Source organism: Enterobacteriaceae endosymbiont of Neohaemonia nigricornis (assembly GCF_012571795.1).
Classification (GTDB): Bacteria; Pseudomonadota; Gammaproteobacteria; order Enterobacterales; family Enterobacteriaceae.
The window spans coordinates 364,797-391,304 of the sequence record NZ_CP046222.1 but is presented as its reverse complement, the minus strand read 5'-3'; the positions used below and the strand labels follow the sequence as shown (position 1 = coordinate 391,304).

The 26,508-nt window shown below is 21.8% G+C and carries 21 protein-coding genes, 1 tRNA gene, 1 rRNA gene and 1 other annotated feature (1 of these 24 cut by a window edge); of the genes, 19 read left to right on the top strand and 4 right to left on the bottom strand.

What is annotated here, in order from left to right:
- Positions 1 to 73: 73 nt before the first annotated feature.
- The 8 genes from nuoG to GJT85_RS01870 all read left to right on the top strand — a co-directional run bounded on the left by nuoG (position 74) and on the right by GJT85_RS01870 (position 10,124).
- Positions 74 to 2,770 (top strand): NADH-quinone oxidoreductase subunit NuoG, encoded by a 2,697-nt coding sequence (gene nuoG, locus GJT85_RS01905; RefSeq protein WP_208754526.1) that lies wholly within the window; start codon positions 74 to 76, stop codon positions 2,768 to 2,770.
- Positions 2,770 to 3,735 (top strand): NADH-quinone oxidoreductase subunit NuoH, encoded by a 966-nt coding sequence (gene nuoH / locus GJT85_RS01900; protein WP_208754525.1) that lies wholly within the window; start codon positions 2,770 to 2,772, stop codon positions 3,733 to 3,735. Before nuoG ends, nuoH begins: the two co-directional genes overlap by 1 nt.
- Before the next feature lie 23 nt (positions 3,736 to 3,758).
- Entirely contained in the window at positions 3,759 to 4,295 is a 537-nt protein-coding gene (gene nuoI, locus GJT85_RS01895) for an NADH-quinone oxidoreductase subunit NuoI (protein WP_208754524.1), read from the top strand.
- 65 nt (positions 4,296 to 4,360) lie between these two features.
- Positions 4,361 to 4,870, top strand: a complete 510-nt coding sequence (locus GJT85_RS01890) for an NADH-quinone oxidoreductase subunit J (RefSeq protein WP_208754523.1) — start codon at positions 4,361 to 4,363, stop codon at positions 4,868 to 4,870.
- 13 nt (positions 4,871 to 4,883) lie between these two features.
- Positions 4,884 to 5,186 (top strand): NADH-quinone oxidoreductase subunit NuoK, encoded by a 303-nt coding sequence (nuoK, locus tag GJT85_RS01885; protein ID WP_208754522.1) that lies wholly within the window; start codon positions 4,884 to 4,886, stop codon positions 5,184 to 5,186.
- Positions 5,183 to 7,033 carry an NADH-quinone oxidoreductase subunit L gene (gene nuoL, locus GJT85_RS01880; protein WP_208754521.1) on the top strand — a complete coding sequence of 617 codons (1,851 nt, stop codon included), beginning with the start codon at positions 5,183 to 5,185 and terminating at the stop codon, positions 7,031 to 7,033. Before nuoK ends, nuoL begins: the two co-directional genes overlap by 4 nt.
- Positions 7,034 to 7,103: 70 nt before the next feature.
- The gene (gene nuoM, locus GJT85_RS01875) at positions 7,104 to 8,594 is read left to right on the top strand and encodes an NADH-quinone oxidoreductase subunit M (RefSeq protein WP_208754520.1); all 1,491 of its coding nucleotides are present in this window, start codon (positions 7,104 to 7,106) and stop codon (positions 8,592 to 8,594) included.
- Positions 8,595 to 8,642: 48 nt separating this feature from the next.
- Positions 8,643 to 10,124 carry an NADH-quinone oxidoreductase subunit N gene (locus GJT85_RS01870; protein ID WP_208754519.1) on the top strand — a complete coding sequence of 494 codons (1,482 nt, stop codon included), beginning with the start codon at positions 8,643 to 8,645 and terminating at the stop codon, positions 10,122 to 10,124.
- 43 nt (positions 10,125 to 10,167) lie between these two features.
- On the opposite strand, the gene GJT85_RS01865 is transcribed toward GJT85_RS01870, so the two are convergent.
- Together GJT85_RS01865 and GJT85_RS01860 are read right to left on the bottom strand one after the other, a co-directional pair.
- Positions 10,168 to 10,734, bottom strand: a complete 567-nt coding sequence (locus GJT85_RS01865; RefSeq protein ID WP_208754518.1) for a DedA family protein — start codon at positions 10,732 to 10,734, stop codon at positions 10,168 to 10,170.
- 65 nt (positions 10,735 to 10,799) lie between these two features.
- Positions 10,800 to 10,887, bottom strand: a tRNA-Ser gene (locus tag GJT85_RS01860).
- A gap of 81 nt (positions 10,888 to 10,968) precedes the next feature.
- On the opposite strand from GJT85_RS01860, the gene sbcB reads away from it, so the two are divergent.
- Entirely contained in the window at positions 10,969 to 12,405 is a 1,437-nt protein-coding gene (gene sbcB, locus GJT85_RS01855) for an exodeoxyribonuclease I (RefSeq protein ID WP_208754517.1), read from the top strand.
- A gap of 11 nt (positions 12,406 to 12,416) precedes the next feature.
- Here the strand turns inward: sbcB and ribA are convergent, their stop codons facing one another.
- Entirely contained in the window at positions 12,417 to 13,004 is a 588-nt protein-coding gene (gene ribA / locus GJT85_RS01850) for a GTP cyclohydrolase II (protein ID WP_208754516.1), read from the bottom strand.
- Positions 13,005 to 13,214: 210 nt separating this feature from the next.
- Here ribA and murJ point away from each other — a divergent pair, with 210 nt between their 5' ends.
- The 8 genes from murJ (at position 13,215) to pykF (ending at position 22,029) form a co-directional block, all read left to right on the top strand.
- Positions 13,215 to 14,762: a murein biosynthesis integral membrane protein MurJ gene (gene murJ / locus GJT85_RS01845; protein WP_208754515.1), complete on the top strand. Its 1,548-nt coding sequence runs from the start codon at positions 13,215 to 13,217 to the stop codon at positions 14,760 to 14,762.
- Between the two features lie 217 nt (positions 14,763 to 14,979).
- Positions 14,980 to 15,369, top strand: a complete 390-nt coding sequence (locus tag GJT85_RS01840) for an iron-sulfur cluster assembly accessory protein (RefSeq protein ID WP_208754514.1) — start codon at positions 14,980 to 14,982, stop codon at positions 15,367 to 15,369.
- 1 nt (position 15,370) lies between these two features.
- Complete coding sequence (gene sufB / locus GJT85_RS01835; RefSeq protein WP_208754513.1) at positions 15,371 to 16,813, top strand: Fe-S cluster assembly protein SufB; 1,443 nt, start codon at positions 15,371 to 15,373, stop codon at positions 16,811 to 16,813.
- Positions 16,814 to 16,843: 30 nt separating this feature from the next.
- On the top strand, positions 16,844 to 17,584 hold the full coding sequence (sufC, locus tag GJT85_RS01830) for a Fe-S cluster assembly ATPase SufC (protein WP_208754512.1): 741 nt from the start codon (positions 16,844 to 16,846) through the stop codon (positions 17,582 to 17,584).
- Complete coding sequence (locus tag GJT85_RS01825) at positions 17,565 to 18,866, top strand: SufD family Fe-S cluster assembly protein (protein WP_208754511.1); 1,302 nt, start codon at positions 17,565 to 17,567, stop codon at positions 18,864 to 18,866. The genes sufC and GJT85_RS01825 overlap by 20 nt, the downstream gene beginning before the upstream one ends.
- Positions 18,866 to 20,110, top strand: coding sequence for a SufS family cysteine desulfurase (locus tag GJT85_RS01820; protein WP_208754510.1), 1,245 nt, complete (start codon positions 18,866 to 18,868; stop codon positions 20,108 to 20,110). The genes GJT85_RS01825 and GJT85_RS01820 overlap by 1 nt, the downstream gene beginning before the upstream one ends.
- Positions 20,107 to 20,541, top strand: a complete 435-nt coding sequence (sufE, locus tag GJT85_RS01815; protein WP_281351806.1) for a cysteine desulfuration protein SufE — start codon at positions 20,107 to 20,109, stop codon at positions 20,539 to 20,541. The genes GJT85_RS01820 and sufE overlap by 4 nt, the downstream gene beginning before the upstream one ends.
- Positions 20,542 to 20,619: 78 nt before the next feature.
- Positions 20,620 to 22,029 carry a pyruvate kinase PykF gene (gene pykF, locus GJT85_RS01810; protein WP_208754508.1) on the top strand — a complete coding sequence of 470 codons (1,410 nt, stop codon included), beginning with the start codon at positions 20,620 to 20,622 and terminating at the stop codon, positions 22,027 to 22,029.
- A gap of 27 nt (positions 22,030 to 22,056) precedes the next feature.
- Here pykF and GJT85_RS01805 read toward each other — a convergent pair whose 3' ends face one another.
- Entirely contained in the window at positions 22,057 to 23,205 is a 1,149-nt protein-coding gene (locus GJT85_RS01805; RefSeq protein WP_208754507.1) for a cysteine desulfurase family protein, read from the bottom strand.
- 132 nt (positions 23,206 to 23,337) lie between these two features.
- Between GJT85_RS01805 and murI the strand changes: the two genes are divergently transcribed.
- Positions 23,338 to 24,165, top strand: a complete 828-nt coding sequence (gene murI, locus GJT85_RS01800) for a glutamate racemase (RefSeq protein WP_208754506.1) — start codon at positions 23,338 to 23,340, stop codon at positions 24,163 to 24,165.
- Between the two features lie 195 nt (positions 24,166 to 24,360).
- Positions 24,361 to 25,914, top strand: a 16S ribosomal RNA gene (locus GJT85_RS01795).
- Positions 25,915 to 26,076: 162 nt separating this feature from the next.
- Positions 26,077 to 26,508: a sequence feature (most likely nonfunctional fraction of RNA operon), on the top strand; it runs 2,503 nt beyond the window's last position.

Here is a 26,508-nt window from a genome sequence, read left to right as displayed (position 1 = left end):
GCTATTAAATATATAAAATACCTAATTAAATTATATTAAATCTTTTTTTTAAAAATTATGGAATATTTTTATTATGGTTAATATTATTATAGAAGGTAAATCTTATCATGTTAATAAAAAAGATAATTTATTAAAAATTTGTCTTGAACTTGGATATAATTTACCATATTTCTGTTGGCATCCTCGTTTAGGTAGTGTAGGATCATGTAGACAATGTGCAATTAAACAATATGATAATATCTCAGATAATATAGGACATATTGTTATGTCTTGTATGTCTGCACCAATTGAAGGTATGCGTTTTTCTATATATGATATAGAAACTAGAGAATTTCGTAAAAGTATTATTGAATTTATGATGATTAATCATCCACATGATTGTCCTGTATGTGATGAAGGAGGTAATTGTCATCTACAAGATATGACAATTATGACACAACATACTAATCGTCGATATAATTTTCCAAAAAAAATATATGCAAATCAATATTTAGGACCTTTTATATCTCACAATATGAATCGTTGTATTAAATGTTATCGTTGTGTAAGATTTTATAAAGATTATGCACAAGGTACAGATTTAGATGTTTTTGGTGCTAATAATAATATTTTTTTTGGTAGATATACAGATGGTATATTACAAAATAATTTTTCTGGTAATTTAATTGAAGTATGTCCTACTGGAGTATTTACAGATAAAATTAACAGTAAATATTATACTAGAAAATGGGATTTACAATATGCACCTAGTGTTTGTCAAAATTGTTCTTTAGGATGTAATTTATATATTGGTGAACGTTATGGTAATTTATCTAGTATACATAACAGATTTCACGAAAAAATTAATCATTATTTTTTATGTGATAAAGGATATTTTGGATATGATTATATCCATAATAAAAATAATCCAATAAATGTTATATTACATTCCTCAAATAATAATATTATACATGTACAAGAACATCAAATTATTCCAATAATTATTAATATATTAAATAAATCTAAGAATATTATTGGTATTGGTTCTCCTAGAGCGAGCATAGAAAGCAATGTTATTTTAAAAAAATTAGTAGGTTCACAGAATTTTTATTCAGGTATATCATATACTGAACAAAAACAAATGAATTATTTTATTAATATATTAAAAAATAAAAAAATTCATCATCCTACATTATCAGAAATTGAAAATTATGATGCTATTTTTATTATAGGTGAAGATATTAGTGTAACAAGTCCTAGAACAGCATTAGCTGTTAGACAAGCTATTAAAAATAATATTAATAAAAATAATATTCATAATTGGCATGCTAATGCGTTGTTAAATGCAAATTTTAATCATAAAAATCCGTTATTTATAACTAGTTTAGATACAACTAATTTAGATGATATTTCTTTATTTAATTACTATGCACCTGTTATGAATCAAGTCATATTTATTAATGCAATATCACATTATATTATGTATAATAAGTTTGATGATAATACAATAGATATAATGTTACAAAAAAAAATTATTAACATCATATCAATACTATTAAAAGCTCAGAAATGTTTGATAATTACAGGTACAAATACGTATTCAATAGAATTATTACATGCTACATATATATTATTAAAAACATTATATAAAAAAATACAACATATAGGTTTTTTTTATACTTTAAATACTGTTAATAGTATGGGTATTAATATAATTAATGGGCATCCAGTAGACAATATTTTTAATATATCAAATATTATTGATACAATTATCATTATAGAAAATGATTTGTATATTTATGAAGAAAAAAATAAAATAGATAAGTTTTTACACAAAATTAAAAATATTATTGTGATAGACAATATTATTACTCATACTACAAATAAATCTACTATATTATTACCTGCAGCAAATTTTATTGAAAGTAGTGGTACAGTAATTAATAATGAATGTCGTGCACAAAGATTTTTTCAGGTATATGATCCTGTTTTTTACAATAAAAACAACCAAAGAAAAGCTAGTTGGCAATGGCTATCTATGATTTATAATAGTATGCATAAAATTAAACCCGATTATATTACTTTAGATAATATCATAAAACAATGTGAAGCAATTGTTCCTGAGTTACAGGGTATAAATAAAGCAGCACCTGCAGCAAATTTTAGAATAAATAATAGAAAATTTGCTAGATCACCATTACGTTATAGTGGAAGAAGTGCTATATTTGCAAATAAATATATACATGAACCTATACAATCTAATGATTTAAATACTATGTTTAATTTTTCTATGGAAGGTAATAGTCCTGAAAATTGTACTCATATGCCATATACTTGGTATCCTGGATGGAATTCTGGACAATCAATACATAAGTTTCAAAAAAATATAGGTGTTTCATTAAAAAATGTTCCTACAGGATATATAATAAATTATTATAATATTAATATACCTAAAATATTAATTAATATACCAAAATTATTTATTAAATCTAAAAATTTAATAATTGTTTCTTATAATAAATTTTATGATAATCATGTAATTCAAAAATCATTATTAATAAATAAATATTTTAATGAATATTATGCAATTTTAAATTATCAAGATGCAATATCTTTAAATATAAAAACAAACAATATAATACAATTATATTGTTTAAAAAATATTTTTACTTTTAAAGTACAAATTTCATATAAATTACATCAAGGATTAATTAGTTTACCATTAGGCATATCGGGTATACCATTATTTTTTTTAAATAAAACTGTTGAAAAATTAAGGATATTGGAATAATGCAGAGTAATCTTTTGTTAGTCGAAACAGATACTATGTGTTTTAAAACATTATTAATAATAATTTTTGTAATAATGAGTGGAGCATTTTTAAGTTTTGGAGAACGTAGAATTTTAGCGTTATTTCAAAATCGTTATGGTCCTAATAGGGTTGGTTGGTTTGGATGTTTACAATTATGTGCAGATATGATTAAAATTTTATTTAAAGAAGATTGGATTCCTATATTTTCTAATAAATTTTTATTTAACCTTGCACCTATAATAGCCTTTAACACATTATTATCTGTATTTGCTATATTGCCTTTAACACCAACTATTATAGTATATAATTTAAATATTGGAATTTTATTTTTTTTAATGATGGCTAGTATGTCAGTATATGCTATTTTATTTGCTGGTTTGTCTAGTAATAATAAATATGCATTATTAGGATCTATTAGAGGTATTGCACAATTACTAAGTTATGAAGTATTTTTAGGATTATCACTTATGGGTGTAATATGTATAACTGGTTCATTTAATTTATATGATATTATTTATCAACAAAAATATTGCTGGAATATTATTCCTCAATTTTTTGGTTTTATTACATTTTTTATAGCTAGTTTAGCTGTAAATCATAGACATCCATTTGATTTACCAGAAACAGAACAAGAATTAGCTGATGGTTATCATATTGAATATTCAGGAATGAAATTTGGATTATTTTTTGTAGGAGAATATATTAATATTATTGTTTTATCCTCATTAATAGTAATTTTATTTTTTGGAGGGTGGTTGGGTCCTATTTTACCATGTATAATATGGTATTTATTAAAAACTATATTTTTTATTTTTTTATTTTTTTTGATTAGAGCATCATTACCAAGACCACGGTATGATAAAATTATATATTTTGGTTGGTTTATTTGTCTACCATTAACATTAATTAACCTTATTATTACTGCATTATTAGTAATAATATAATATTATTAATAAATATAAAGATAATGAAAATTAAACAATTTTTTATAGATATATATAGTCAAATTAGAAGTATATTATTGATATTAAAAAATTTTATAGCTAAAAGAGAAACTATAAAATATCCTGAAGAAAAAGTATATTTACCACCTAGATATAGAGGTCGAATTATATTAACTTCGGATAAAAATAATAATGAACGTTGTGTAGCATGTAATCTTTGTGCTGTTGTTTGTCCTGTAAGTTGTATATCATTAAAAAAATCTATTGATAGTAATAATAGATCTTATCCTAAATTTTTTCGTATTAATTTATCTAGATGTATTTTTTGTGGATTTTGTGAAGAAGCTTGTCCAACAGGAGCAATACAATTAACACCTGATTTTGAATTATGTGAATTTGACAGAAATAAATTAATATATGAAAAAGATGATTTATTAATTAAAAATGAAGGCAAATATAAAAAATATGATTTTTATAATGTTTCTGGTATTAAGATTAAAAATCATCCAAAAAAAAATAAAAAACAGAATATAGTAAATACAAAAAGTTTACTACCATAAAGATAGTAATATAAATAATATGTTAATATTAAATACAACTTAATATATAAAGGTTTTTATAAGTTATGCAAATTATTTTTTATTTTTTAAGTTTTATATCAATAATATGTACATTATTTGTTGTTTTTAGTATTCATCCAATTAGTACATTATTATCATTTTTATTAATATTAATTATATTTTCTAGTTTCTTTTTTATAACAGGTAATTATTTTTCTGGAGCAATAGAAATTATTATTTATGGTGGTGCTATACTTATATTATTTGTTTTTATAATAATGTTATTAAATACTAAAAATAATATTTTAATAGAAAAAAAAATATTATATAAACCTTATTTAATTATCTTATTTATATTATTAAATATATTATTTATTACGATAATAAGTATATTATTAAAGATTGCATGCCCATTAATATTTATTACTAATAATATAATGAATATTACTAATATAGGTATAGATTTATTTACAAAATATAAATTTATTGTAGAGCTTGTTTCTATATTATTATTATCTGGAATTGTAATTCTTTATCATATAGGTAATAATATAAAAAATCATTTTTATAAATAAAAGAAATAAAAACATGATTCCTTTATATCATATATTGATTGTAATATTTATTATTTTTTCGATAAGTTTTACTGGTATAATTATTAGAAATAATATGTTATATATCTTAATATGTACAGAAATAATGTTAAATAGTTCAGCATTATTATGTGTTATTGCTGGTAATTATTGGAAACAAACTGAAGGTGAAATAATGTATATTTTATCTATCAGTATAGCATCTATTGAAAGTTGTATAGGATTAATATTATTAATTAAATTATATTATCTTAAATATTCAATTAATGTTGATTCAATGAGTGAGTTAAATGGATGAAATTACTTTATTTTATTATTTTAATGCCCTTAATAAGTTTTTTAATATTATCTTTTTTTGCTAATTATTTAAATACCAATATAATTACTATGTTAGGTATAGGTTCTATTGGATTAAGTTTAATTCTTACTACTATTATTAGTTATATTTTTTTTATAAAACATTATGTATCATATAATCAACATGTATGGAATATTATTAATATTGATTATTTACATATTAATTTAAATTTTCATGTAGATATACTTGCTATAAGTATGTTATTTATAACATTAGGTGTAGGTTTTTTAATTCATATATTTTCTATATGGTATATGAAAAATAAAGAAGGGTATGCTAGATTTTTTGCGTATACTAATTTATTTATAGCAAATATGTTATTATTAATTTTAGCAGATAATTTTTTCGTTATGTTTTTTGGTTGGGAAGGAGTAGGTATTTGTTCTTATTTATTAATAGGATTTTTTTATCAGAAATATAAAAATATAACATCTGCTTTTACTGCTTTTTTAATTACACGGTTTAGTGATATTTTTTTTCTTATTAGTATGTTTTTAATATTTTATTTATTTAAGACATTTAATTTTCATCAAATATCTTTATTATTAACATCATCATATATTTATTATAATACATTTTATATCAAAATAATTGCATTAACATTATTAATAGGCGCAATAGGAAAATCAGCGCAATATCCATTAAATACTTGGTTAATTAATGCTATGTCTGGTCCTACACCTGCATCAGCTTTAATTCATGCTGCTACTATGGTAACAGCAGGCATTTATTTAATTTTACGTAATAATATATTATTTTTTATGGCACATGATGTACTAATTTTAATTAGTGTTATTGGTATAATTACAATATTATTATCAGGATGTTGTGCATTAGTCCAAAATGATATTAAAGCTATTTTAGCTTATTCAACAATGAGTCAGATTGGTTATATGTTCTTAGCATTAGGCGTTTGTTCTTGGGATGCAGCTTTATTTCATATAATATCTCATGCTTTTTTTAAAGCATTATTATTTTTGTGTGCGGCATCTATTATTATCTCTTGTTATAATGAACAAAATATTTTATATATGAGAGGTTTGAAAAAATATTTACCTTATATATATTATATATTTGTAATAGGTAGCATGTCTTTAATAGCTATACCTTGTATTACTTTAAGTGGTTTTACTAAAGAAAAAATTTTATATGAAGCATTTATACATAATTATGTATGTCTAACTATATTAGGATTAATAGGTAATTTTATAACGTCATTATATACTATTAGAATGATTTATATTATTTTTTATGGGGAAAATTGTATTGTGCCTAAACAAAATAATGGTTTTATACATTATTTTCCATTAATTATATTAATGATATTATCTAGTATAATAGGAAAATTATTATTACCTTTATATAAACATTTTGTATTACCACATTTAATAATAATAGATTATAGATATTATCATTTTTTAGAAATATTATCTGGTATAATATCTATTATGGGATATATCACTTATATGTCTTATACTTTAAATTATATTAAATATTTTAGAATTTTAGAAAAAATTTTTTATAAAAAGAATTTCATAAAAAAATTTTTTCTAAATGGTTGTTATATAAATTTAATATATAAAAAATTATTAGTTAATAATTTTTTAAAAATATTATATTTAATAAAATATGATCCAATAATACAATATATTAATACTTATATTATTAATATAATATATAAGATAAATCAAATATTATGTCGAAACCAAAATGGATATATTCGTTATTATATATCTTTTATGTATATAGGAACAATTGTATTATTATTAATAATAATAAATAACTAATGTTATTAATATAAAAATTACAATTAAAATAGTATACTTTAATATTAAACAATATAATTTTAGGAAAATTATGTTACTACCTTTATTTATTTTAATTCCTTTTATAAGTGGATTAATTTGTTGGTATATTGAAAAAATAAACTATAAATTACCTCGTTTATTATCTTTAATATCTATGATTATAGTATTTAGTTTATCATTATTCGAATTAATAATTCATCCTCATAATTATCATATACATAATATATTACCAATATGTTATACAGAATTCATAGTATCTTGGATACCAAGTCTAGGCATTTCTTTTCATTTAGCATTAGATGGTTTATCTATAATAATGATTATGTTAACTGGTATATTAGGCATAGTAGCTGTATTATGTTCTTGGAATGAAATAAATAAATGGCATGGACTTTTTCATTTAAACTTATTATGGATTTTAAGTAGTGTGATTGGAGTATTTTTATCTGTAGATATGTTTTTATTTTTTTTATTTTGGGAAATTATGTTAATACCTATGTATTTTTTAATATCTTTATGGGGTCATAATTCTATCCATCATTTAAGTCGTATTAAAGCAGCTACAAAATTTTTTATTTATACACAAATCAGTGGTTTTTTTTTATTAATTGGTATTTTAATACTAGTAGTATTACACCAAAAAACTACAGGAATATTAACTTTTGAATATAATCAATTATTAAATATACCTAAATCTTTAACTATAGAATATATAATTATGTTATGTTTTTTTATAGCTTTTGCTATAAAAATACCTATAGTTCCTTTACATGGATGGTTGCCTGATGCACATAGCCAAGCACCTACTGCTGGTTCAGTAGATTTAGCGGGAATTTTATTAAAAACTGCTGCATATGGCTTATTAAGATTTGCTTTACCTTTATGTCCTATTACTTCAGAAAAATTTGCTATTATACCTATATTAATAGGTATGATTAATATTTTTTATGGATCATGGATGGCATGTACACAATATGATATAAAAAAAATTATAGCTTATACTTCTATTGCACATATGGGATTTATTTTAATAGGTATTTATAGTCATAGTAAAATAGCATATCAAGGTGTAATAATACAGATGATTGCTCATGGAATATCTGCTGCTGCTCAATTTATTTTATGTGGCCAAATATACGAACGTTTAAAAACAAGAAATATTCATAATATGGGAGGATTGTGGAAAATTATAAATCTTTTACCAGGATTATTTTTATTTTTTTCTTTAGCGAGTTTAGGGCTTCCAGGTACAGGAAATTTTATAGGTGAATTTCTAATTTTATTAGGTGCTTTTAATAAATATCCAATACTAATTAGTATTGCAACTTTTGGTATATTATTTGCAAGTATTTATTCTTTAAATATGATGCAAAAAATTTTTTATGGTCCTTGTATAATCAATCATAATTTAAATAAAATGATGATAAGAGAAAAAATAATAATTTTATTTTTATTAATCTTACTATTAATATTAGGTTTTTATCCACAACCAATTTTAAATATTTCTTATAACATTATTAACAATATATATTATAATTAAATATTATGTATATTTTATATAATATTTTATAAATTAAAAATAAACTTTATGATAAATTCAATTACAATATTTACACCATTTATTACTATTATTACAACAATTATTATATTATTTATTACTATAAGTATTAAACGTAATAATTTAATTAGTTGTTTTATAACTATAATAGGTTTAATTATAACTATAATTTCTATATTAGTTTTTAAAAACAATATTAATTATGATTATTTATTTGTTTATAATAATTATTATAATTTTTTTTCAATAATTTTATTATTAATAAGTATTATTACATGTATTATAGCTTATCCATGGTTAAATAAACTTATTCATAATAAAGATGAATTTTATTTATTAATTATTATTATTTCTTTAGGTGGAATAGTTTTAAATTATACAAATAATTTTATTCTTATGTTAGTAGGACTAGAGTTAATTTCTATACCTATGTTTGGATTAATTATTTATAATGTTGGTTCAAAACAATCTTTAGAATCAAGTATAAAATATACTATTTTATCAATTATATCTTCATCATGTTTAATATTAGGAATTTCATTAATATATATAGAATATGGTAATTTAAATTTTATAAATTTAACAAATGTTATGATAAATATGTATAATTCAAATAATCATATTCATTTAGATATAATTGGTATATGTTTTATATTATTTAGTTTAGGATTTAAATTATCAATAGTACCTTTTCATTTATGGACTCCTGATATTTATGAAGGTTCTCCTACTATAGTTACTATGTTTTTATCAACATTTAGTAAAACTGTAATTTTTATATTATTACATAAATTATTAATATGTTTTTATATGAGTTATACAAATCAAATAATAATATATAAAATATTACTTTTATTATCTATATTATCAATAATTTTTGGTAATATTATGGCTCTTACACAAATTAATATAAAACGTATTCTAGGATATTCTTCTATATCTCATATGGGTTATTTATTAACTATATTACTTTATAATAGAATAAATTTGCAAAACAATACTGTAATATTAACTACAATTGGAATATATATTATTAGTTATATTATTAATAATATAGGAATATTTGGTGTTATGAGTTTACATTCACAAAATGTAAGTCATTATGATAAATATCATACAGATAATATTTATAATTACAGAGGATTGTTTTGGTATAATCCTCTGTATGCTTTTATATTAACTATTATGTTATTTTCTTTAGCTGGTATACCTATTTCTATAGGATTTATTGCAAAATTTTATATTATGTATTTGAATCTTTATATGGGAATATGGTATTTGATTTTTATACTGATATTAGGTAGTATTATTGGTCTATATTATTACTTACGTATTATTATAAGTTTATATTTAATACCTCCAACAATTCATACTATGAATATAAATAAAAAATTTAAAAAAACACATAATACTTTGTTAATAGAGATTATTTTATTATTACTAACTATATTAACAATAATATTTGGGTTATATCCTGAACCTATTATACAAATTATTAAAAGATTAATTTAATAAATAACTGTTTTTAATATGAGACTAGTAGAGTAGTATTACTTTATTTACTATTTTTTTTTTTAATATATTTTTTATATATTAGTTTAATTATAAATAATATAATTATTGTACATAATAAGTATTTAATAATTTTATTTAAATCTATTATTAATGTAGTTATAATACCTCCAAAAAAATATCCTGCACTAGTAAATATAAATGCCCATATTATAGCACCAATAATATTAAAAATAATAAATTCTAATAAAGAAACATTAATTATACCAATAATAATAGGACCAACTAATCTTAATCCATATATAAATCTTATTACTAAAATAAAAATATAAGGATAATTACGTATTATATTATAATATTTTTTAATTTTAAAATTATATTTATTTAAAAAATATAAAATTTGTGTACTATATCTTTGTCCTAGATAAAATAAAAATTGATCTCCTATAAATGATCCAATAACTGCTATAATAACTATTTTATAAAATGATAACATATTTTTATTAGCTAATAATCCAGCTATAATAACAAATGTTTCACCTTCTATAAGAGAACCTAAAAAAACCATTAAATAACCATAATGGGTTATTATTTTAGTAAAATTTAACATGAATAATATATTTAGTAAATTTTTAAAATAGCATAACATTTTATTAAAAATATAATAAAATAATTAGGTGAGGAAGGGATTCGAACCCATGATATGTTTATTACATATACAAGCTTTCCAAGCATGCGCCTTCAGCCACTCGGCCACCTCACCATAGTATAGATGTACTATTTTATGCATAATATTTATTTAATGCAAATTTTTTTTACATTTATAAAATAAGGTTATTTAAATATGAAACAAGAAAATGAATTTAGTTTTTTATTTTATGATTATGAAACTTTTGGGTTGCATACTCAAGATGATCGTATTGCACAATTTGCTTGTATACGTACAAATATTAATTTAGATATAATAGAAAAACCTATTATTTTATATAATAAATTATCTAAAGATTATTTGCCTAATCTTAATACTATTACTATTCATAATTTTGATTATCAATATATACTTAATAATAGTAAATGTGAAAATATATTTGCTAAAAATATTTATAATATTTTTTCACGTAATAATACCTGTATTTTAGGTTATAATAATATTTCTTTTGACGATGAATTTAGTAGAAATTTATTTTATCGTAATTTTTATGATTCATATTCTTGGTCTTGGCAAAATAATAATAGTCGTTGGGATATATTACGCTTAGTTAAAGCATGTAATATTTTACGTCCTAAAGGAATCAACTGGCCTAAAAAAGATAATAAAACTATTTTTAATCTTGGGAAAATAATAGAAGTTAATAATATTCCTATACATGATAAATTACATGATGCTTTAACCGATGTATATTCTACTATAGCTATTACTAAATTAATTAAATTAAAACAACCTTTATTATTTAATTATTTTTTTAAATATCGTTTAAAAACAGAATTAAATAAAATAATAAATATATATAATATATACCCTGTTATTCATATTAATAATATTTATACAAACACTAATAATAGTGTAGGTTGTGTAGTACCATTACTTTTTAACCCATATAATAATAATAATTTAATTATTTTTGATTTAACATATAACATAAAAGATTTCTTAAATAAGATAATAGAAAAAAAACATGTAAATAAACAATTTATTATAAAATATATAAAATATATAAATATGAATCAAATTCCTATTATAGTACCTTTAAAAGTTTTAAATATTACAGATATTAAACGTTTAAATTTTAATATTTTATATTACTTCAATAATTTTATTTTATTAAAAAAGAACTTAGATAAAATTATAAATTTTATTAAATCAAATTTTATAGAAAAAAAATATGTAAATATTAATAATGCAATTAATATCTATAATGTAGATAAATTATTATATAATAATTTTTTTCCTAAACAAGATATAAAAAAATTTAATTATATACAAAAACAATATTTTCATAAAAATCATAAATTATATCCTTTTCAAGATCCTAGAGCTAATATATTATTTTTTAAATATAGATCTAGACATTTTTTTCATACATTAAATAGTATGGAAATTAATCAATGGCAACAATATATATTTAACAAATTTGATTTAAATTTTATAAAAGATTATATTAAACAAATTAATAATTTATTAGTTAATAATCATCTTACTAATACAAAAAAAATATTTTTAAAAAAAATATTATCATATGTACATAATTTATATATCATAAAATTAAATAATTTAAATTAAAATATTTTTATTTATAAAATATGTCCCATTTTATATTTTTTAGTATATAAATATTTAAAACTATATTGATTAGGTTTAATAATTAAAGGTATACGTTTTATAACATTAATTCCTGCTTGTTGTAAGCTGTATATTTTATTCATATTATTAGTTAATAATTTTATATTATATATACCTAATATTTTTAATATTTCTGCACATATAATATAATTTCTTTCATCATTATTAAAACCTAATTTATGATTTGCTTGGATAGTATCCAAACCATAATCTTGATAATAATAAGCCTTAATTTTATTGATTAAACCAATATTTCTTCCTTCTTGTCTATGATAAATTAATATACCACATTTTTCTTTTGTAATTTTTGATAAAGACAGTTGTAACTGAGGACCGCAATCACAACGTAAACTAGAAAATACATCTCCTGTTAAACATTCTGAATGTATTCTTGTTAAAACAGAAGTTTTATTAAAATTATTTATACCATAAACTAATGCAATATGATTTTTTTTATTATATATTTCTTCAAAACCAATAATGATAAAAGATCCCCAGTTTGTTGGTAAATTAGCTCTTGATACTTCTTGAATAATCATGCAAAATACCTTTTTTATTAAAAAATGTTTTTTTATAAAAAAACATATATATTTTTAATATAAATATATTTTTATAAAAAAACATTTTTTATTTAAAAAAAATATATTATTTTAAATATAGATAATATATTTTTATAACATTTTATATATTAAAATTTGAATTAAAATTATTTATATATATAATAAATTATTTTTACTATTAGGAATAATATGAATTTGTTAAAATCATTAACAACTGTTAGTATAATAACATTATTTTCTAGATTATTAGGTTTCATTAGAGATAGTCTTATTGCAAGAATTTTTGGAGCTGGTATTTATAGTGATTCTTTTTTTATTGCATTTAAATTACCTAATTTATTAAGACGTATATTTGCAGAAGGTGCATTTTCACAAGCATTTACTCCAATATTAGCTGAATATAAAAATACAAGAACAGAAAAAGATACAAAACATTTTATAGCTTCAATATTAGGTATATTGTTAATTATATTAACAACTATAGTATTATTAGGTATAATATTTTCATCATATATTATTTCAATAATAGCACCAGGTTTTGTTAATACTGATTATAAATTATCATTAACATCTAAAATATTAAAAATAACATTTCCTTATATATTATTAATATCTTTATCTTCTTTAGCAAGTTCAATATTAAATATTTGGAAAAATTTTTTTGTTCCAGCTATAACACCTATATTATTAAATTTTAGTATGATTATTTGTATATTAATTTTTCCTGTAGTATTACAACCACCTATATTAATTTTAGCTTGGTCTGTTTTATTTGGAGGATTTTTACAAATTGCATATCAATTAATTTATTTAAAACAAATAAATATGCTAGTATTACCTACATTAAAAATGCTTAGTCATGGTGTTATTAGAGTGTTTAAAAAAATGGCTACAGCAATTATAGGAGTATCTGCAACACAAATTTCTTTATTAATTAATTCAGGTTTAGCTTCATTTTTAGTAACAGGTTCTATTACATGGATTTATTATGCTGACCGTTTAATGGAATTACCAGTAGGCATGTTTGGTATAGCATTAACAATTGTTTTATTACCATCCTTAACAGACGCTTATACTAAAAACAATGAAGAAGAATATAATCATTTAATAGATATTGGATTACGTTTATGTTTTTTATTAATTATACCTAGTTCTTTAATTTTAGGTTTTTTATCTAAATCATTATTAATTACTCTATTTCAATATGGACAATTTACATATTTTGATATTTTAATGACCCAAAATAATTTAATGATATATGCATTTGGTTTGTTATTTTTAATAGTTTCTAAAGTATTAGCATTAGCATTTTATGCTAGACAAAATGTTATTACTCCTGTAAGAGTTTCTATTTTTGTATTAATAATAACTCAATTTATTAGTCCAATATTTATTTATTTTTTTAAACATATTGGTTTTGCCATTGCAATATGTTTAGCTGCTTTTTTAAATGTCATTTTTTTACTTTATAAACTATTAAAAAATAAAATTTATAAACCACAACCAGGATGGTTCTATTTTTTATATCGTATATTAATAGTAACTATTGTCTTAAGTATAGTATTAATATATTTTAAAAGTATAATTTCAGAAAGATGGTTAATTTTATCAACATTTATAACACGTATAACATATATGTTTAGTATATGTATGTTTGTTTTTATTATATATATAATTACATTATTTTTATTAGGTTTTAGAATGAAACAGTTTTCAATAAATAATTTTATAAAATAATTGTTATTAATAATAAATAATATTTAAATATTATATAATTTAAAATCTATAATAATATTTGTAAGTTAATTTTTATCACATGGAAATATTTACTAATTTTATAATATTAATTTTTATAACTAAATAATATTTATTATTTAAAAAATAATAAATTTGTTATTGTATATAACAGTATTATTATATAATAAATAATATAATTATTAGGATAATCAATTAAATGCATACCAATAATACACTAGTACATTTAGAATGTAATCAAAATAATTATCAAGGTTTATTTTTAACTAATAATGCTAAAATAGCACTTATTAAAATCATAAATAAAACTTTAAATAAACAAAATATTATTTTAAATATAAAAAAATCTGGATGTTTAGGTTATAAATATTATATAAAATTATCACATATAACAGATAAATATATAATGTTTAAAAATAATAATATAGATTTATATATTCAAAAAAAAAATATTCTATTTATAGATGGCACAATAATTGATTATCAAATTAAAGAATTTAGTAAAAAATTTATATTTTATAATAAAAATATTCAAAATTTTTGTGGTTGTGGAGAAAGTTTTAATATTAAATATTCAAAAGAGAATTAGTATGAAAAATAATATATTTAATAAGGATCAGAAATATTATATTAAACCAAAATATAAAGAAGGTTTTATAACAAAATTAAAAAACGAACAATTAATTTCAGGTATTAATCTGAATATTATTCATAATATATCCAATATACGCAAAGAACCTAAATGGATGTTAGATTTCAGATTAAAAGGATATAAATCTTGGTCTAATAGTATTGAACCACATTGGTTAAATGGATATTTTAAAAACTTAAATTATCAAAATTATATTTATTATTCTGCACCATTTTATGAAGAATCTCATAATATAAAAGATAAATATTTTACTCATGAAGTAAAACAAACTTTTGATAAATTAAATATACCAGTAAATAGTAATAAAAATATAGCTGTTGATGCAATTTTTGATTCTGTTTCAGTAATTACTACACATCAAAAAATGTTATTAAAAAAAGGTATTATTTTTTGTTCATTAAATGATGCTATTAAAAATTATCCAATATTAGTTAAAAAATATTTAGGTTCTGTTGTACCAGCTAATGATAATTTTTTTGCGGCATTGAATGCAGCTGTTGCTTCAGATGGTACATTTATTTATATTCCTAAAAATACCCATTGTCCTATTGAATTATCTACTTATTTTCGTATTAATGAAAAAAATATTGGGCAATTTGAACGTACAATTTTAATTGCAGAAGAAAATAGTAGTGTTAGTTATATAGAAGGTTGTTCGGCTCCTATTAGAAATAATTATCAGTTACATGCAGCAGTTGTTGAAGTAATCTTACATCATAATGCTAAAGTTAAATATTCTACTGTACAAAATTGGTTTTCGGGTAGCAATAAAAAAGGAGGAATATTAAATTTTGTTACTAAAAGAGCTTTATGTCAAGGTAATCATAGTAAAATGTCATGGACACAATCTGAAACGGGATCTGCTATTACATGGAAATATCCTAGTGTTATTTTAAAAGGTAATAATTCTATTGGAGAATTTTTCTCAGTATCATTAACTAATGGATTACAACAAGCAGATACAGGGACTAAAATGATACATTTAGGTATAAATACTAAATCAACTATTATTTCTAAAAGTATTTCTACAGAAAATAGCAAGAATACTTATAGAGGTATAGTGCATATAGACAAACTAGCACATAATGCTCGAAATTTTACTCAATGTGATTCTATTCTTATTGGTGATAAATGTAGCACTCATACTTATCCTAAATTAAATATTTTAAATAATAATTCACAAGTTGAACATGAAGCAACAACTTCTAAAATTGGAGAAGAACAAATATTTTTTTGTTTACAAAGAGGATTAAATATTGATAATGCTATTTCAATTATTATTAATGGTTTTTGTAAAGAAATTTTTTTGAATTTTCCTTTAGAATTTGCAGTTGAAGCACAAAGATTATTATCTATTAGTTTAGAAAATAGTATTGGTTAAAATCATTTTACATAAAATTATATAAATAATATGTTAATAATAAAAAACTTATACGTTAATATTAATAAAAAAAATATTATAAAAAACTTAAATTTACATATAAAACCAGGTAAAATCCATGTCATTATGGGACCTAATGGTTCAGGTAAAAGTACGTTATCATATGTATTAGCAGGACATTCTTCATATATTATACCACAAGGACAAATTTTATATAAAAATCAAGATTTATTAAATATGAAACCAGAAATAAGAGCTTGTGAAGGATTATTTGTAGCTTTTCAGCATTCACCTGATATACCTGGTGTTACGAATTATATATTTTTATATAACGCATTAAATTCTATACGTAAATATAAAAATCTTAAATTAATAGATAGGTTTATTTTTAAAGATATCATTAACAATAATTTAAAAATTATAGGTAAATCTAAAGCATTTATACAACGCTTTGTTAATGTTGGGTTTTCTGGTGGGGAAAAAAAAATTAATGATATATTACAAATGTTAGTATTAGAACCAAATCTATGTATTTTAGATGAAATTGATTCTGGTTTAGATATTGATGCTTTAAAAAAAGTTGCTACTATTATTAATAGTATGAGAAATAAAAAAAGATCATTTATTATTATTACACATTATCAACGTATTTTAAATTATATTAAACCAGATTATGTACATATATTAAATAATAATACTATTATTAAATCTGGAGATATAGGATTAGTATCTTGTTTAGAGGATCATGGATATGATAACATACATAGATAATGATACATTATATAAATTAGAAAAAATATATATACAAAATCAAAATAAAAAATTTAATTATATAAAAGAAAAATATTGGTTAAATTTTAAAAAATTACTAAAAACAAATTTTTTTAATAAAAAATATCAAAATTTTTTATATATTAATAAAGATATTTGTTTACATAATTATGATTATTTTTTTATAAAAAAAATTATTAAAGATAAAATTAATAATTTAATTTTAATGAAAAATGCTATTTATTTATATTTTATAAATGGTCTTTTATATAAAGATATAAGCGATATAACTAATAATTATTATAATATTACAATTAATGAATTAAATTGTGATAGAGATTTTTGTAATAGTTTCTACCAAAAAAATATTTATGTATATTTATCTTATATTTTATCTCAAAAATTAATATCTATTAATATTACAGATATTAGTAATAATACCAATAATATTAATAAACCTATCTATTTTATATATTTAAATATTAATAATACTAATAATATGCAAATATCTAATTATTATAATAATATTACTTTAAATAATAAAAATATAATTATTATTGAACATTTTATTAATTTAAATCAAAATTGTTTTAATAATACTTATACAAATTATTTTTGCAAAAATAATACTATATTAAAACATTATTTATTTATTACAGATCATTGTAATAAAATTAGTACTTATTGTTCTAATTATACATATCATTTATATAATACAATTCAAATGAAAAAATATGATTTATTATCCAATTATAAAAATATACATTATAATAATTATTTTAAATTTATAGGTAATAATTCTACATTAAAATATAAAAGTTTAATTTTAACTACAAAAAATAGTATAATTAATAATTATAATTATTTAAAACATAATAGTAAAAATTGTTATAGTTTTCAATTACATAAATCTATTGCTTTAAAAAATTCTATTATTAATTTAATTAGTAAATTATATATTAATAAAATAGCAAAGAAAACAGATGGACAAATTAATTATAATAGTTTAATTCTAGATCAAAATTCAGAAATAAATATGCAACCTAAATTAGATATTTATAATAATAATGTTAAATGTAAACATAGTGCATTAACAGGGAAAATAGATAAAACACAAATTTTCTTTTTAAGAACAAGAGGTATAAAACTCAGGAAAATATTTGCTATGTTAATTTATGCTTTTATAATAGATACTATCAATGATATAAATGATATTAATATAAAAGAAATAATTTCACAATATACATCTTATTATTATTTATTAATAGAGAATTATATTTAATGGATAATTATTCAATTAAAAATATTCGTAAACAGTTTCCTATTTTATCACGTAAAATTAATAGTCATAAATTTATTTATTTAGATAATGCAGCTACTGTACATAAACCTATAGATGTAATTAATACATTACAGAATTTTTATATAAAGAATTATGCAACAGTACATAGAGGTTCATATGATTTAAGTATAAATATGACTAATAATATTGAATATATACGTAAACAAATTGCAAAATTTATTAATGCTCCTTCATCAAAAGAAATAATTTTTACTAAAAGTACAACAGAAGGTATTAATTTTATTGCTAATACTTGGGCATTACAAAATATAAAATATAAACATAATATTATTATATCTGAGATGGAACATCATTCAAATATTTTACCATGGCAAATATTATCTAAAAAAATAGGTTTTACAATTAAAATTATTCCATTAACATTTAATGGTGAATTAAATATATCTAAATTATATAAATTAATTGATCAGAATACCAAATTAATATCTTTGACATATATTTCTAATGTTTTGGGAACGATTAACCCTATTAAAAAAATTATAGCATTAGCACGTAAAAAAAATATTATTACTTTAATAGATGGTGCACAAGCAATTGCAAATATTAATATTAATATACAAGATTTAAATTGTGATTTTTTTGTATTTTCAGGACATAAAATTTTTGGTCCTACAGGTATTGGTGTTTTATGGGGCAAAAAAGAAATATTAGAATCTATATCACCATGGGAATTTGGTGGAGGTATGATTAAATATTTTAATAAATTTCAAGATCCCATTTGGGAACAAGTGCCATGGAAATTTGAAGCAGGAACACCTAATATATCAGGTATAATTGGATTAAGTGCTGCATTAAAATGGTTTAAATCATTTGATATAAATAAAATTATTACATATAATAAATTTTTAACTAAATATACTTTAGAAAAATTAAATACAATTCCAAATATTAAAATATTTGGTAGCAATAAATTAAATAATCGTATAGGTATTATTTCTTTTAATATTAATCAACATCATGCCTATGATATAGGTAGTTTTTTAGATCAATATGGTATTGCCATACGTACTGGACATCATTGTGCTATTCCTGTAATGAATTATTATAATGTACAGTCTATGTGTAGAATATCCTTATCAATATATAATAATATTGAAGAAATAGATGTTTTTATAGAAAAATTAATATATATAAACAATTTATTATTAAATAAAAAATTATGAAAATATATCCTATAATAAATAGAAATATTATGGAGAAAAATTTTTTAAGTTGTTCTTCTTGGGAAGAAAAATATCTTTATATAATTGAATTAGGTAATAATATTCCATATTTATCATCAAAAGCTCATTCGTTAGAAAATTTTATTCCAGGTTGTCAAAGTCAAGTTTGGATATCAATAAAAATACAATCTAATAATTATGTAATATTTCATGGAGATAGTGATTCTGCCATAGTAAAAGGTCTATTAACAATGATTTTTATTTTTTATGAAAATAAAACCTATAATGAAATTATAAAATTTAATATAAATTTATGTTTTAAAAAATTAAATTTAAATAAATATTTAACAATATCTAGATTACAAGGAATAGAAACTATTATACAAACAATTAAAAATAAATTAACAAAAATAGTACAATATAAATTGTAGTTTGACGAATTAAATAATATTTAATGTGTTTTTTTAAACAGATAATTTAGAAGAAATAATATAGGAAATATTTAATATATGAAAAAAACAAAGATTGTTTGTACAATTGGTCCACAATCTGAATCAGTAAATATGTTATCAAAATTTTTAAATTTAGGCATGAATGTTATAAGATTAAATTTTTCACATGGCAATCATAATAACCATAAAAAAAGAATTATTAATTGTAGACAAGCTATGTATGAAACAGGGAAAAAAGCTGCAATATTATTAGATACTAAAGGTCCAGAAATTCGTACGATGTCTTTAGAACAAGGTAAAAAAGTTAATTTATATGCTGGACAAACATTTATATTAACTACTAACCAAAATTTTATTGGCAATAATACATGTATTGCAATAACTTATAATAATTTAGTAAATATCTTAAATAAAGATGATATTATTTTAATTGATGATGGTTTAATAGCCATGAAGGTTATAAAAATATATAATGATCAAATTATATGTCAAGTATTAAATAATGGTATTCTTTTAGAAAATAAAGGTATTAATTTACCAGGAATATCAATCCAATTACCTACTTTATCAGATCAAGATAAAAAAGATTTAATTTTTGCATGTGAAAATGAGGTAGATTATATTGCAGCTTCATTTATTCGTAAAAAACAAGATGTTTTAGATATTAAAGAATTTTTACAAATACATGGCGGAAGTCGTATACAAATTATTTCAAAAATTGAAAACCAGGAAGGATTAAATAATTTTGACGATATATTAAATGTATCTGATGGTATTATGGTTGCTAGAGGAGATTTAGGTGTAGAAATACCTGTAGAAGATGTAATATTTGCACAAAAAATGATTATTAATAAATGTAATTGTTTTGGTAAAATAGTAATTACAGCAACACAGATGTTAGATTCTATGATAAAAAATCCTCGTCCTACTAGAGCAGAAGCTGGTGATGTTGCTAATGCAATTTTAGATGGTACTGATGCTGTTATGTTATCTGGTGAAAGTGCTAATGGGCAATATCCACTTGAGTCTATTAGAATTATGTCTATTATTTGTGAAAGAACAGATTTAACTATGAATAATAGAATAAATTATTATCCAAATAATGATATGAGTATTACAGATGCTATATGTCGTAGTGCTGTAGAAATAGCAGAAAAATTGCAGGCACCTCTAATTATTGTAGCTACTAGATTAGGAAAATCTGCTAAAGCAATAAGAAAATATTTTCCTAAAGCAATGATTTTAGCTTTAACAACTGATACTAAAACAGCTAAACAACTTATTTTAAACAAAGGCACTATACCTAAAGTTGTAAAAAAAATATCATCTACAGATGATTTTTATATCATTGGTAAAAAAGTAGCATTATCTAGTAAATATGCTATTAAAGGTGATGTTATTGTTATGGTTTCTGGTGCGCTAGTACCTAGTGGTACAACAAATACTATTTCAGTACATATTATATAATTATTTATCTAAATAAAAAATATTTTATCAAATTATTTTTAATTTTTTAATTGCTTTATGTATTGTTATAATTGTATTATTAATATCGTGTATGGTATTAAATTTACCGAAAGAAATTCTAATAGAACTTTGTATTTCTTTTGTTGTTAGTCCTAATGCTTGTAATACGTGAGAATCTTGATAGTTATTTGATGTACATGCAGAAGATATTGAAACAGCGATATTTTGCATTTCTGTTAGTAATAATTTATTAAATATATTATTAAATCTTATATTTATAATATAGGGAGTACTGTTTTTAAAATCACCATTAATATATATATCTTTAATATTTTTAATACCATTCCATAATATTTGTTTAAATTTAGTTATTTTTAATAAATTTTTTTGATAATTCATATAAGATAGATGTAAAGCTTCAGTTAATCCTATAATTTGATGAGTTGCCAAAGTTCCTGATCTTATGTTGTTTTCTTGAGCACCACCATGTATTAATGGTATTAAATTATTAAATTTGGTATATAAAATGCCTATACCTTTAGGACCATAAAATTTATGTGCTGAAAATGACATTAAATCTATATTCATATCTAATACATTAATGTAAAATTTTCCTATGCTTTGTGTTGCATCTACATGAAATAAAATATTATGTTTTTTACATATTTTACCAATTTTTTTGATATTTTGTATAACACCTATCTCATTATTAATATGCATAATAGAAACTAAGATAGTTTCATTTTTTATACTATTTTCTAAAATTGTTAAATCTATTAACCCATACTTATTAATTTTTAAATAAGTAATATCACATAATTTTTTTTTTTCTAAAAAAAAACAAGTTTCTAATATGGATTTATGTTCGCTAACACATGTTATAATATGTTTTTTACATTGGTAATTATATATAATACCTTTAATTGCTAAATTATTAGATTCACTAGCTGTCGATGTAAATATAATATTATTTGGATCTGTACCACCTAAAATTTTTATAATTGTTTTTCTAGATTTGATAATATCTTGATTAACTTTTAATCCTAAATAATGTGTTGATGCAGGATTACCAAAATAGTTTTTAAGATAAAAATACATTTTTTTTGCAACTTTTTTATCTATTGGAGTAGTAGCTGCATTATCTAAATAAATTATTTTTTTATTTAATCTGTTCATATTTATATATTAATGATTTTAAAATAAAATGTTATATACATAGATAAAAATATTTAATCTATTATATAAATATCAAATTTTATAATTTATATATTATTTATTAAATTAATAACTAATTAATAAAGGTTTTTTATGAATGATAATATATCATATCAAAGACATCAAATAACTATTTTTATTTTTGATTCTGGTGTAGGTGGTTTGTCAATATTAAATTATATAAAAAATAAAATTTCTAATGTAAATTTTATTTATTTATTAGATAATGCATACTTTCCATATGGCAATAAATCTAAAGATTTTATTAAAAAACGCTTATTAAAAATATTATATAATATAATTAATAATTATAATATTACATTAGCTATTATAGGCTGTAATACGGCTAGTGTATCTAGTTTACCATATCTTAACCAATATTTTTCGTTTCCTATTATCGGTGTAACACCTGTGTTAAAAACAGCTATAAAAGTAACTAAAAATAATATAATAGGCTTATTAGCTACTGAAACTACAATAAATAGTTGTTATATAAAAAAACAAATTCGTAAACTTAATTATAATAATAAATATACAATACAAACATTTTCTTCGCCCGAATTAGTTTTATTAGCAGAACAAAAAGCATTAGGTCAAAGTATATCTCAAGATATACTTTTAAATATTTTTAATAATTATAATAAATTTATATTATATCCTGATACTATTATCTTAGGATGTACACATTTTATATTATTGAAAAATGAATTAACAAATATTTTTCCTAATACTACTAATTTTTTAGATTCCAATAAAACTATTTTACACATATTAAAAAAAAATATCATAAAAAAAAGTATGATATCTGATCATATCCAACATATTCTTTTATATACAAAAAATATTATTGAAATTAATAATATAAAAATTATATCAAAAAAATATGGTTTTAATATTTTTAAAAAAATAAAAATATTATAAAATTATTTATTATTTTGATAAAAAAAACTTGACTCTTTAATATTAAAATGTAAAATGTACTTAGTGTTTATATTTTTTTAAAGTTCTTTAATAATAAATAAAATGTTTTTTAGGACGTTCTCTTCAATGAGTATTATATTTTTGGATTTAAACTATAAAAATTATAATAATTTTTATAGGATATTTTTTCGTTTTTAATTGAAGAGTTTGATCATGGCTCAGATTGAACGCTGGCGGCAAGCCTAACACATGCAAGTCGAGCGGCAACGAAATAGAAATTATGTAAATTTTTTTTATTGTCGGCGAGCGGCGGACGGGTGAGTAATATCTGGGAATCTACCTTATAGAATGGGATAACTATTGGAAACGATAGCTAATACCGTATGATGTCGTGAGACCAAAGTGGGGGATCTATTTTTAGACCTCATGCTATAAGATGAGCCCAGACGGGATTAGCTTGTAGGTAAGGTAAAGGCTTACCTAGGCTACGATCTCTAGCTGGTCTGAGAGGATGATCAGCCACACTGGAACTGAGACACGGTCCAGACTCCTACGGGAGGCAGCAGTGGGGAATATTGCACAATGGGCGCAAGCCTGATGCAGCTATGCCGCGTGTATGAAGAAGGCCTTAGGGTTGTAAAGTACTTTCAATAAGGAAGAAGTAATAAAATATAATATATTTTATTATTGACGTTACTTATAAAAGAAGCACCGGCTAACTCCGTGCCAGCAGCCGCGGTAATACGGAGGGTGCTAGCGTTAATCGGAATTACTGGGCGTAAAGAGCACGTAGGCGGTTTATTAAGTCAGATGTGAAATCCCTAAGCTTAACTTAGGAACTGCATTTGAAACTAATTTACTTGAGTATCATAGAGGGGAGTAGAATTCCAGGTGTAGCGGTGAAATGCGTAGATATCTGGAGGAATACCAGTGGCGAAGGCGACTCCCTGGATGAATGCTGACGCTCAGGTGCGAAAGCATGGGTAGCAAACAGGATTAGATACCCTGGTAGTCCATGCTGTAAACGATGTCGACTTGGAGGTTGTAGGCTTGTCTTGTAGCTTCCGTAGCTAACGCGTTAAGTCGACCGCCTGGGGAGTACGACCGCAAGGTTAAAACTCAAATGAATTGACGGGGGCCCGCACAAGCGGTGGAGCATGTGGTTTAATTCGATGCAACGCGAAGAACCTTACCTGGGCTTGACATGTAGAGAAAAGCCGTAGAGATACGGTGTCCTTCGGGGTTCTGAGACAGGTGCTGCATGGCTGTCGTCAGCTCGTGTTGTGAAATGTTGGGTTAAGTCCCGCAACGAGCGCAACCCTTGTCCTTTGTTGCCAACGGTTCGGCCGGGAACTCAAAGGAGACTGCTGGTGATAAGCCGGAGGAAGGTGGGGATGACGTCAAGTCATCATGGCCCTTACGACCAGGGCTACACACGTGCTACAATGGTATATACAAAGGGAAGCATCCTCGCAAGAGTAAGCGGATCTCATAAAATATATCTTAGTTCGGATTGGAGTCTGCAACTCGACTCTATGAAGTCGGAATCGCTAGTAATCGTAGATCAGAATGCTACGGTGAATACGTTCCCGGGCCTTGTACACACCGCCCGTCACACCATGGGAGTGGGTTGTAAAAGAAGTAGGTTGCTTAACCTTACGGAGAGCGCTTACCACTTTGTGATTCATAACTGGGGTGAAGTCGTAACAAGGTAACCGTAGGGGAACCTGTGGTTGGATCACCTCCTTTTATTATAATTACTCTATGTGGAGAACGTTCTGAAAAACATTTTATTATTATATAAAATTTTTAATTATAAGTTCTTTGAAAATTTGGTTATTATATAATTATTTTAACATAGTATTTTTTATAAATACTATATAAAATTATTGAAACGATTGTGGGTTGTAAGGTTAAGTAAAATAAGCGTATACGATGGATGCCTTGGCAGTCAGAGGCGATGAAGGACGTGCTAATCTGCGAAAAGCGTCAATAAGTTGATTCGAAACGTTATTAATTGGCGATATCCTAATGGGGTAACCTAATGTATTTAATCATACATTATCGTTATTTGAATATATAGAATAACGAAGCAAACCAGGAGAACTGAAACATCTAAGTATCCTGAGGAATAGAAATCAATAGAGATTTCCTTAGTAGTGGCGAGCGAAACGGAAACAGCCCAAAGATATTAGTTAATATTATTTTAATAGAAGTGTCTGGAAAGTCATACGATACAAGGTGATAGTCCTGTATATAAAAAAATAATATTAACATTCTTAAAGAGTAAAACGAGACACGTGAAATCTTGTTTGAAGATAGGGGGATCATCCTCTAAGGCTA

What these genes read in the sequence shown, in the direction of transcription:
- nuoI (WP_208754524.1), top strand. Translation starts at nt 3,759, where the DNA reads ATGAAAATTAAACAATTTTTTATAGATATATATAGTCAAATTAGAAGT.
- sufC (WP_208754512.1), top strand. Translation starts at nt 16,844, where the DNA reads ATGTTAATAATAAAAAACTTATACGTTAATATTAATAAAAAAAATATT.
- GJT85_RS01825 (WP_208754511.1), top strand. Translation starts at nt 17,565, where the DNA reads ATGATAACATACATAGATAATGATACATTATATAAATTAGAAAAAATA.
- GJT85_RS01865 (WP_208754518.1), bottom strand. Translation starts at nt 10,734, where the DNA reads ATGTTAAATTTTACTAAAATAATAACCCATTATGGTTATTTAATGGTT.
- sufE (WP_281351806.1), top strand. Translation starts at nt 20,107, where the DNA reads ATGAAAATATATCCTATAATAAATAGAAATATTATGGAGAAAAATTTT.
- sbcB (WP_208754517.1), top strand. Translation starts at nt 10,969, where the DNA reads ATGAAACAAGAAAATGAATTTAGTTTTTTATTTTATGATTATGAAACT.
- nuoM (WP_208754520.1), top strand. Translation starts at nt 7,104, where the DNA reads ATGTTACTACCTTTATTTATTTTAATTCCTTTTATAAGTGGATTAATT.
- murI (WP_208754506.1), top strand. Translation starts at nt 23,338, where the DNA reads ATGAATGATAATATATCATATCAAAGACATCAAATAACTATTTTTATT.
- pykF (WP_208754508.1), top strand. Translation starts at nt 20,620, where the DNA reads ATGAAAAAAACAAAGATTGTTTGTACAATTGGTCCACAATCTGAATCA.
- nuoG (WP_208754526.1), top strand. Translation starts at nt 74, where the DNA reads ATGGTTAATATTATTATAGAAGGTAAATCTTATCATGTTAATAAAAAA.
- nuoH (WP_208754525.1), top strand. Translation starts at nt 2,770, where the DNA reads ATGCAGAGTAATCTTTTGTTAGTCGAAACAGATACTATGTGTTTTAAA.
- nuoK (WP_208754522.1), top strand. Translation starts at nt 4,884, where the DNA reads ATGATTCCTTTATATCATATATTGATTGTAATATTTATTATTTTTTCG.
- sufB (WP_208754513.1), top strand. Translation starts at nt 15,371, where the DNA reads ATGAAAAATAATATATTTAATAAGGATCAGAAATATTATATTAAACCA.
- GJT85_RS01870 (WP_208754519.1), top strand. Translation starts at nt 8,643, where the DNA reads ATGATAAATTCAATTACAATATTTACACCATTTATTACTATTATTACA.
- nuoL (WP_208754521.1), top strand. Translation starts at nt 5,183, where the DNA reads ATGAAATTACTTTATTTTATTATTTTAATGCCCTTAATAAGTTTTTTA.
- murJ (WP_208754515.1), top strand. Translation starts at nt 13,215, where the DNA reads ATGAATTTGTTAAAATCATTAACAACTGTTAGTATAATAACATTATTT.
- GJT85_RS01890 (WP_208754523.1), top strand. Translation starts at nt 4,361, where the DNA reads ATGCAAATTATTTTTTATTTTTTAAGTTTTATATCAATAATATGTACA.
- ribA (WP_208754516.1), bottom strand. Translation starts at nt 13,004, where the DNA reads ATGATTATTCAAGAAGTATCAAGAGCTAATTTACCAACAAACTGGGGA.
- GJT85_RS01805 (WP_208754507.1), bottom strand. Translation starts at nt 23,205, where the DNA reads ATGAACAGATTAAATAAAAAAATAATTTATTTAGATAATGCAGCTACT.
- GJT85_RS01820 (WP_208754510.1), top strand. Translation starts at nt 18,866, where the DNA reads ATGGATAATTATTCAATTAAAAATATTCGTAAACAGTTTCCTATTTTA.
- GJT85_RS01840 (WP_208754514.1), top strand. Translation starts at nt 14,980, where the DNA reads ATGCATACCAATAATACACTAGTACATTTAGAATGTAATCAAAATAAT.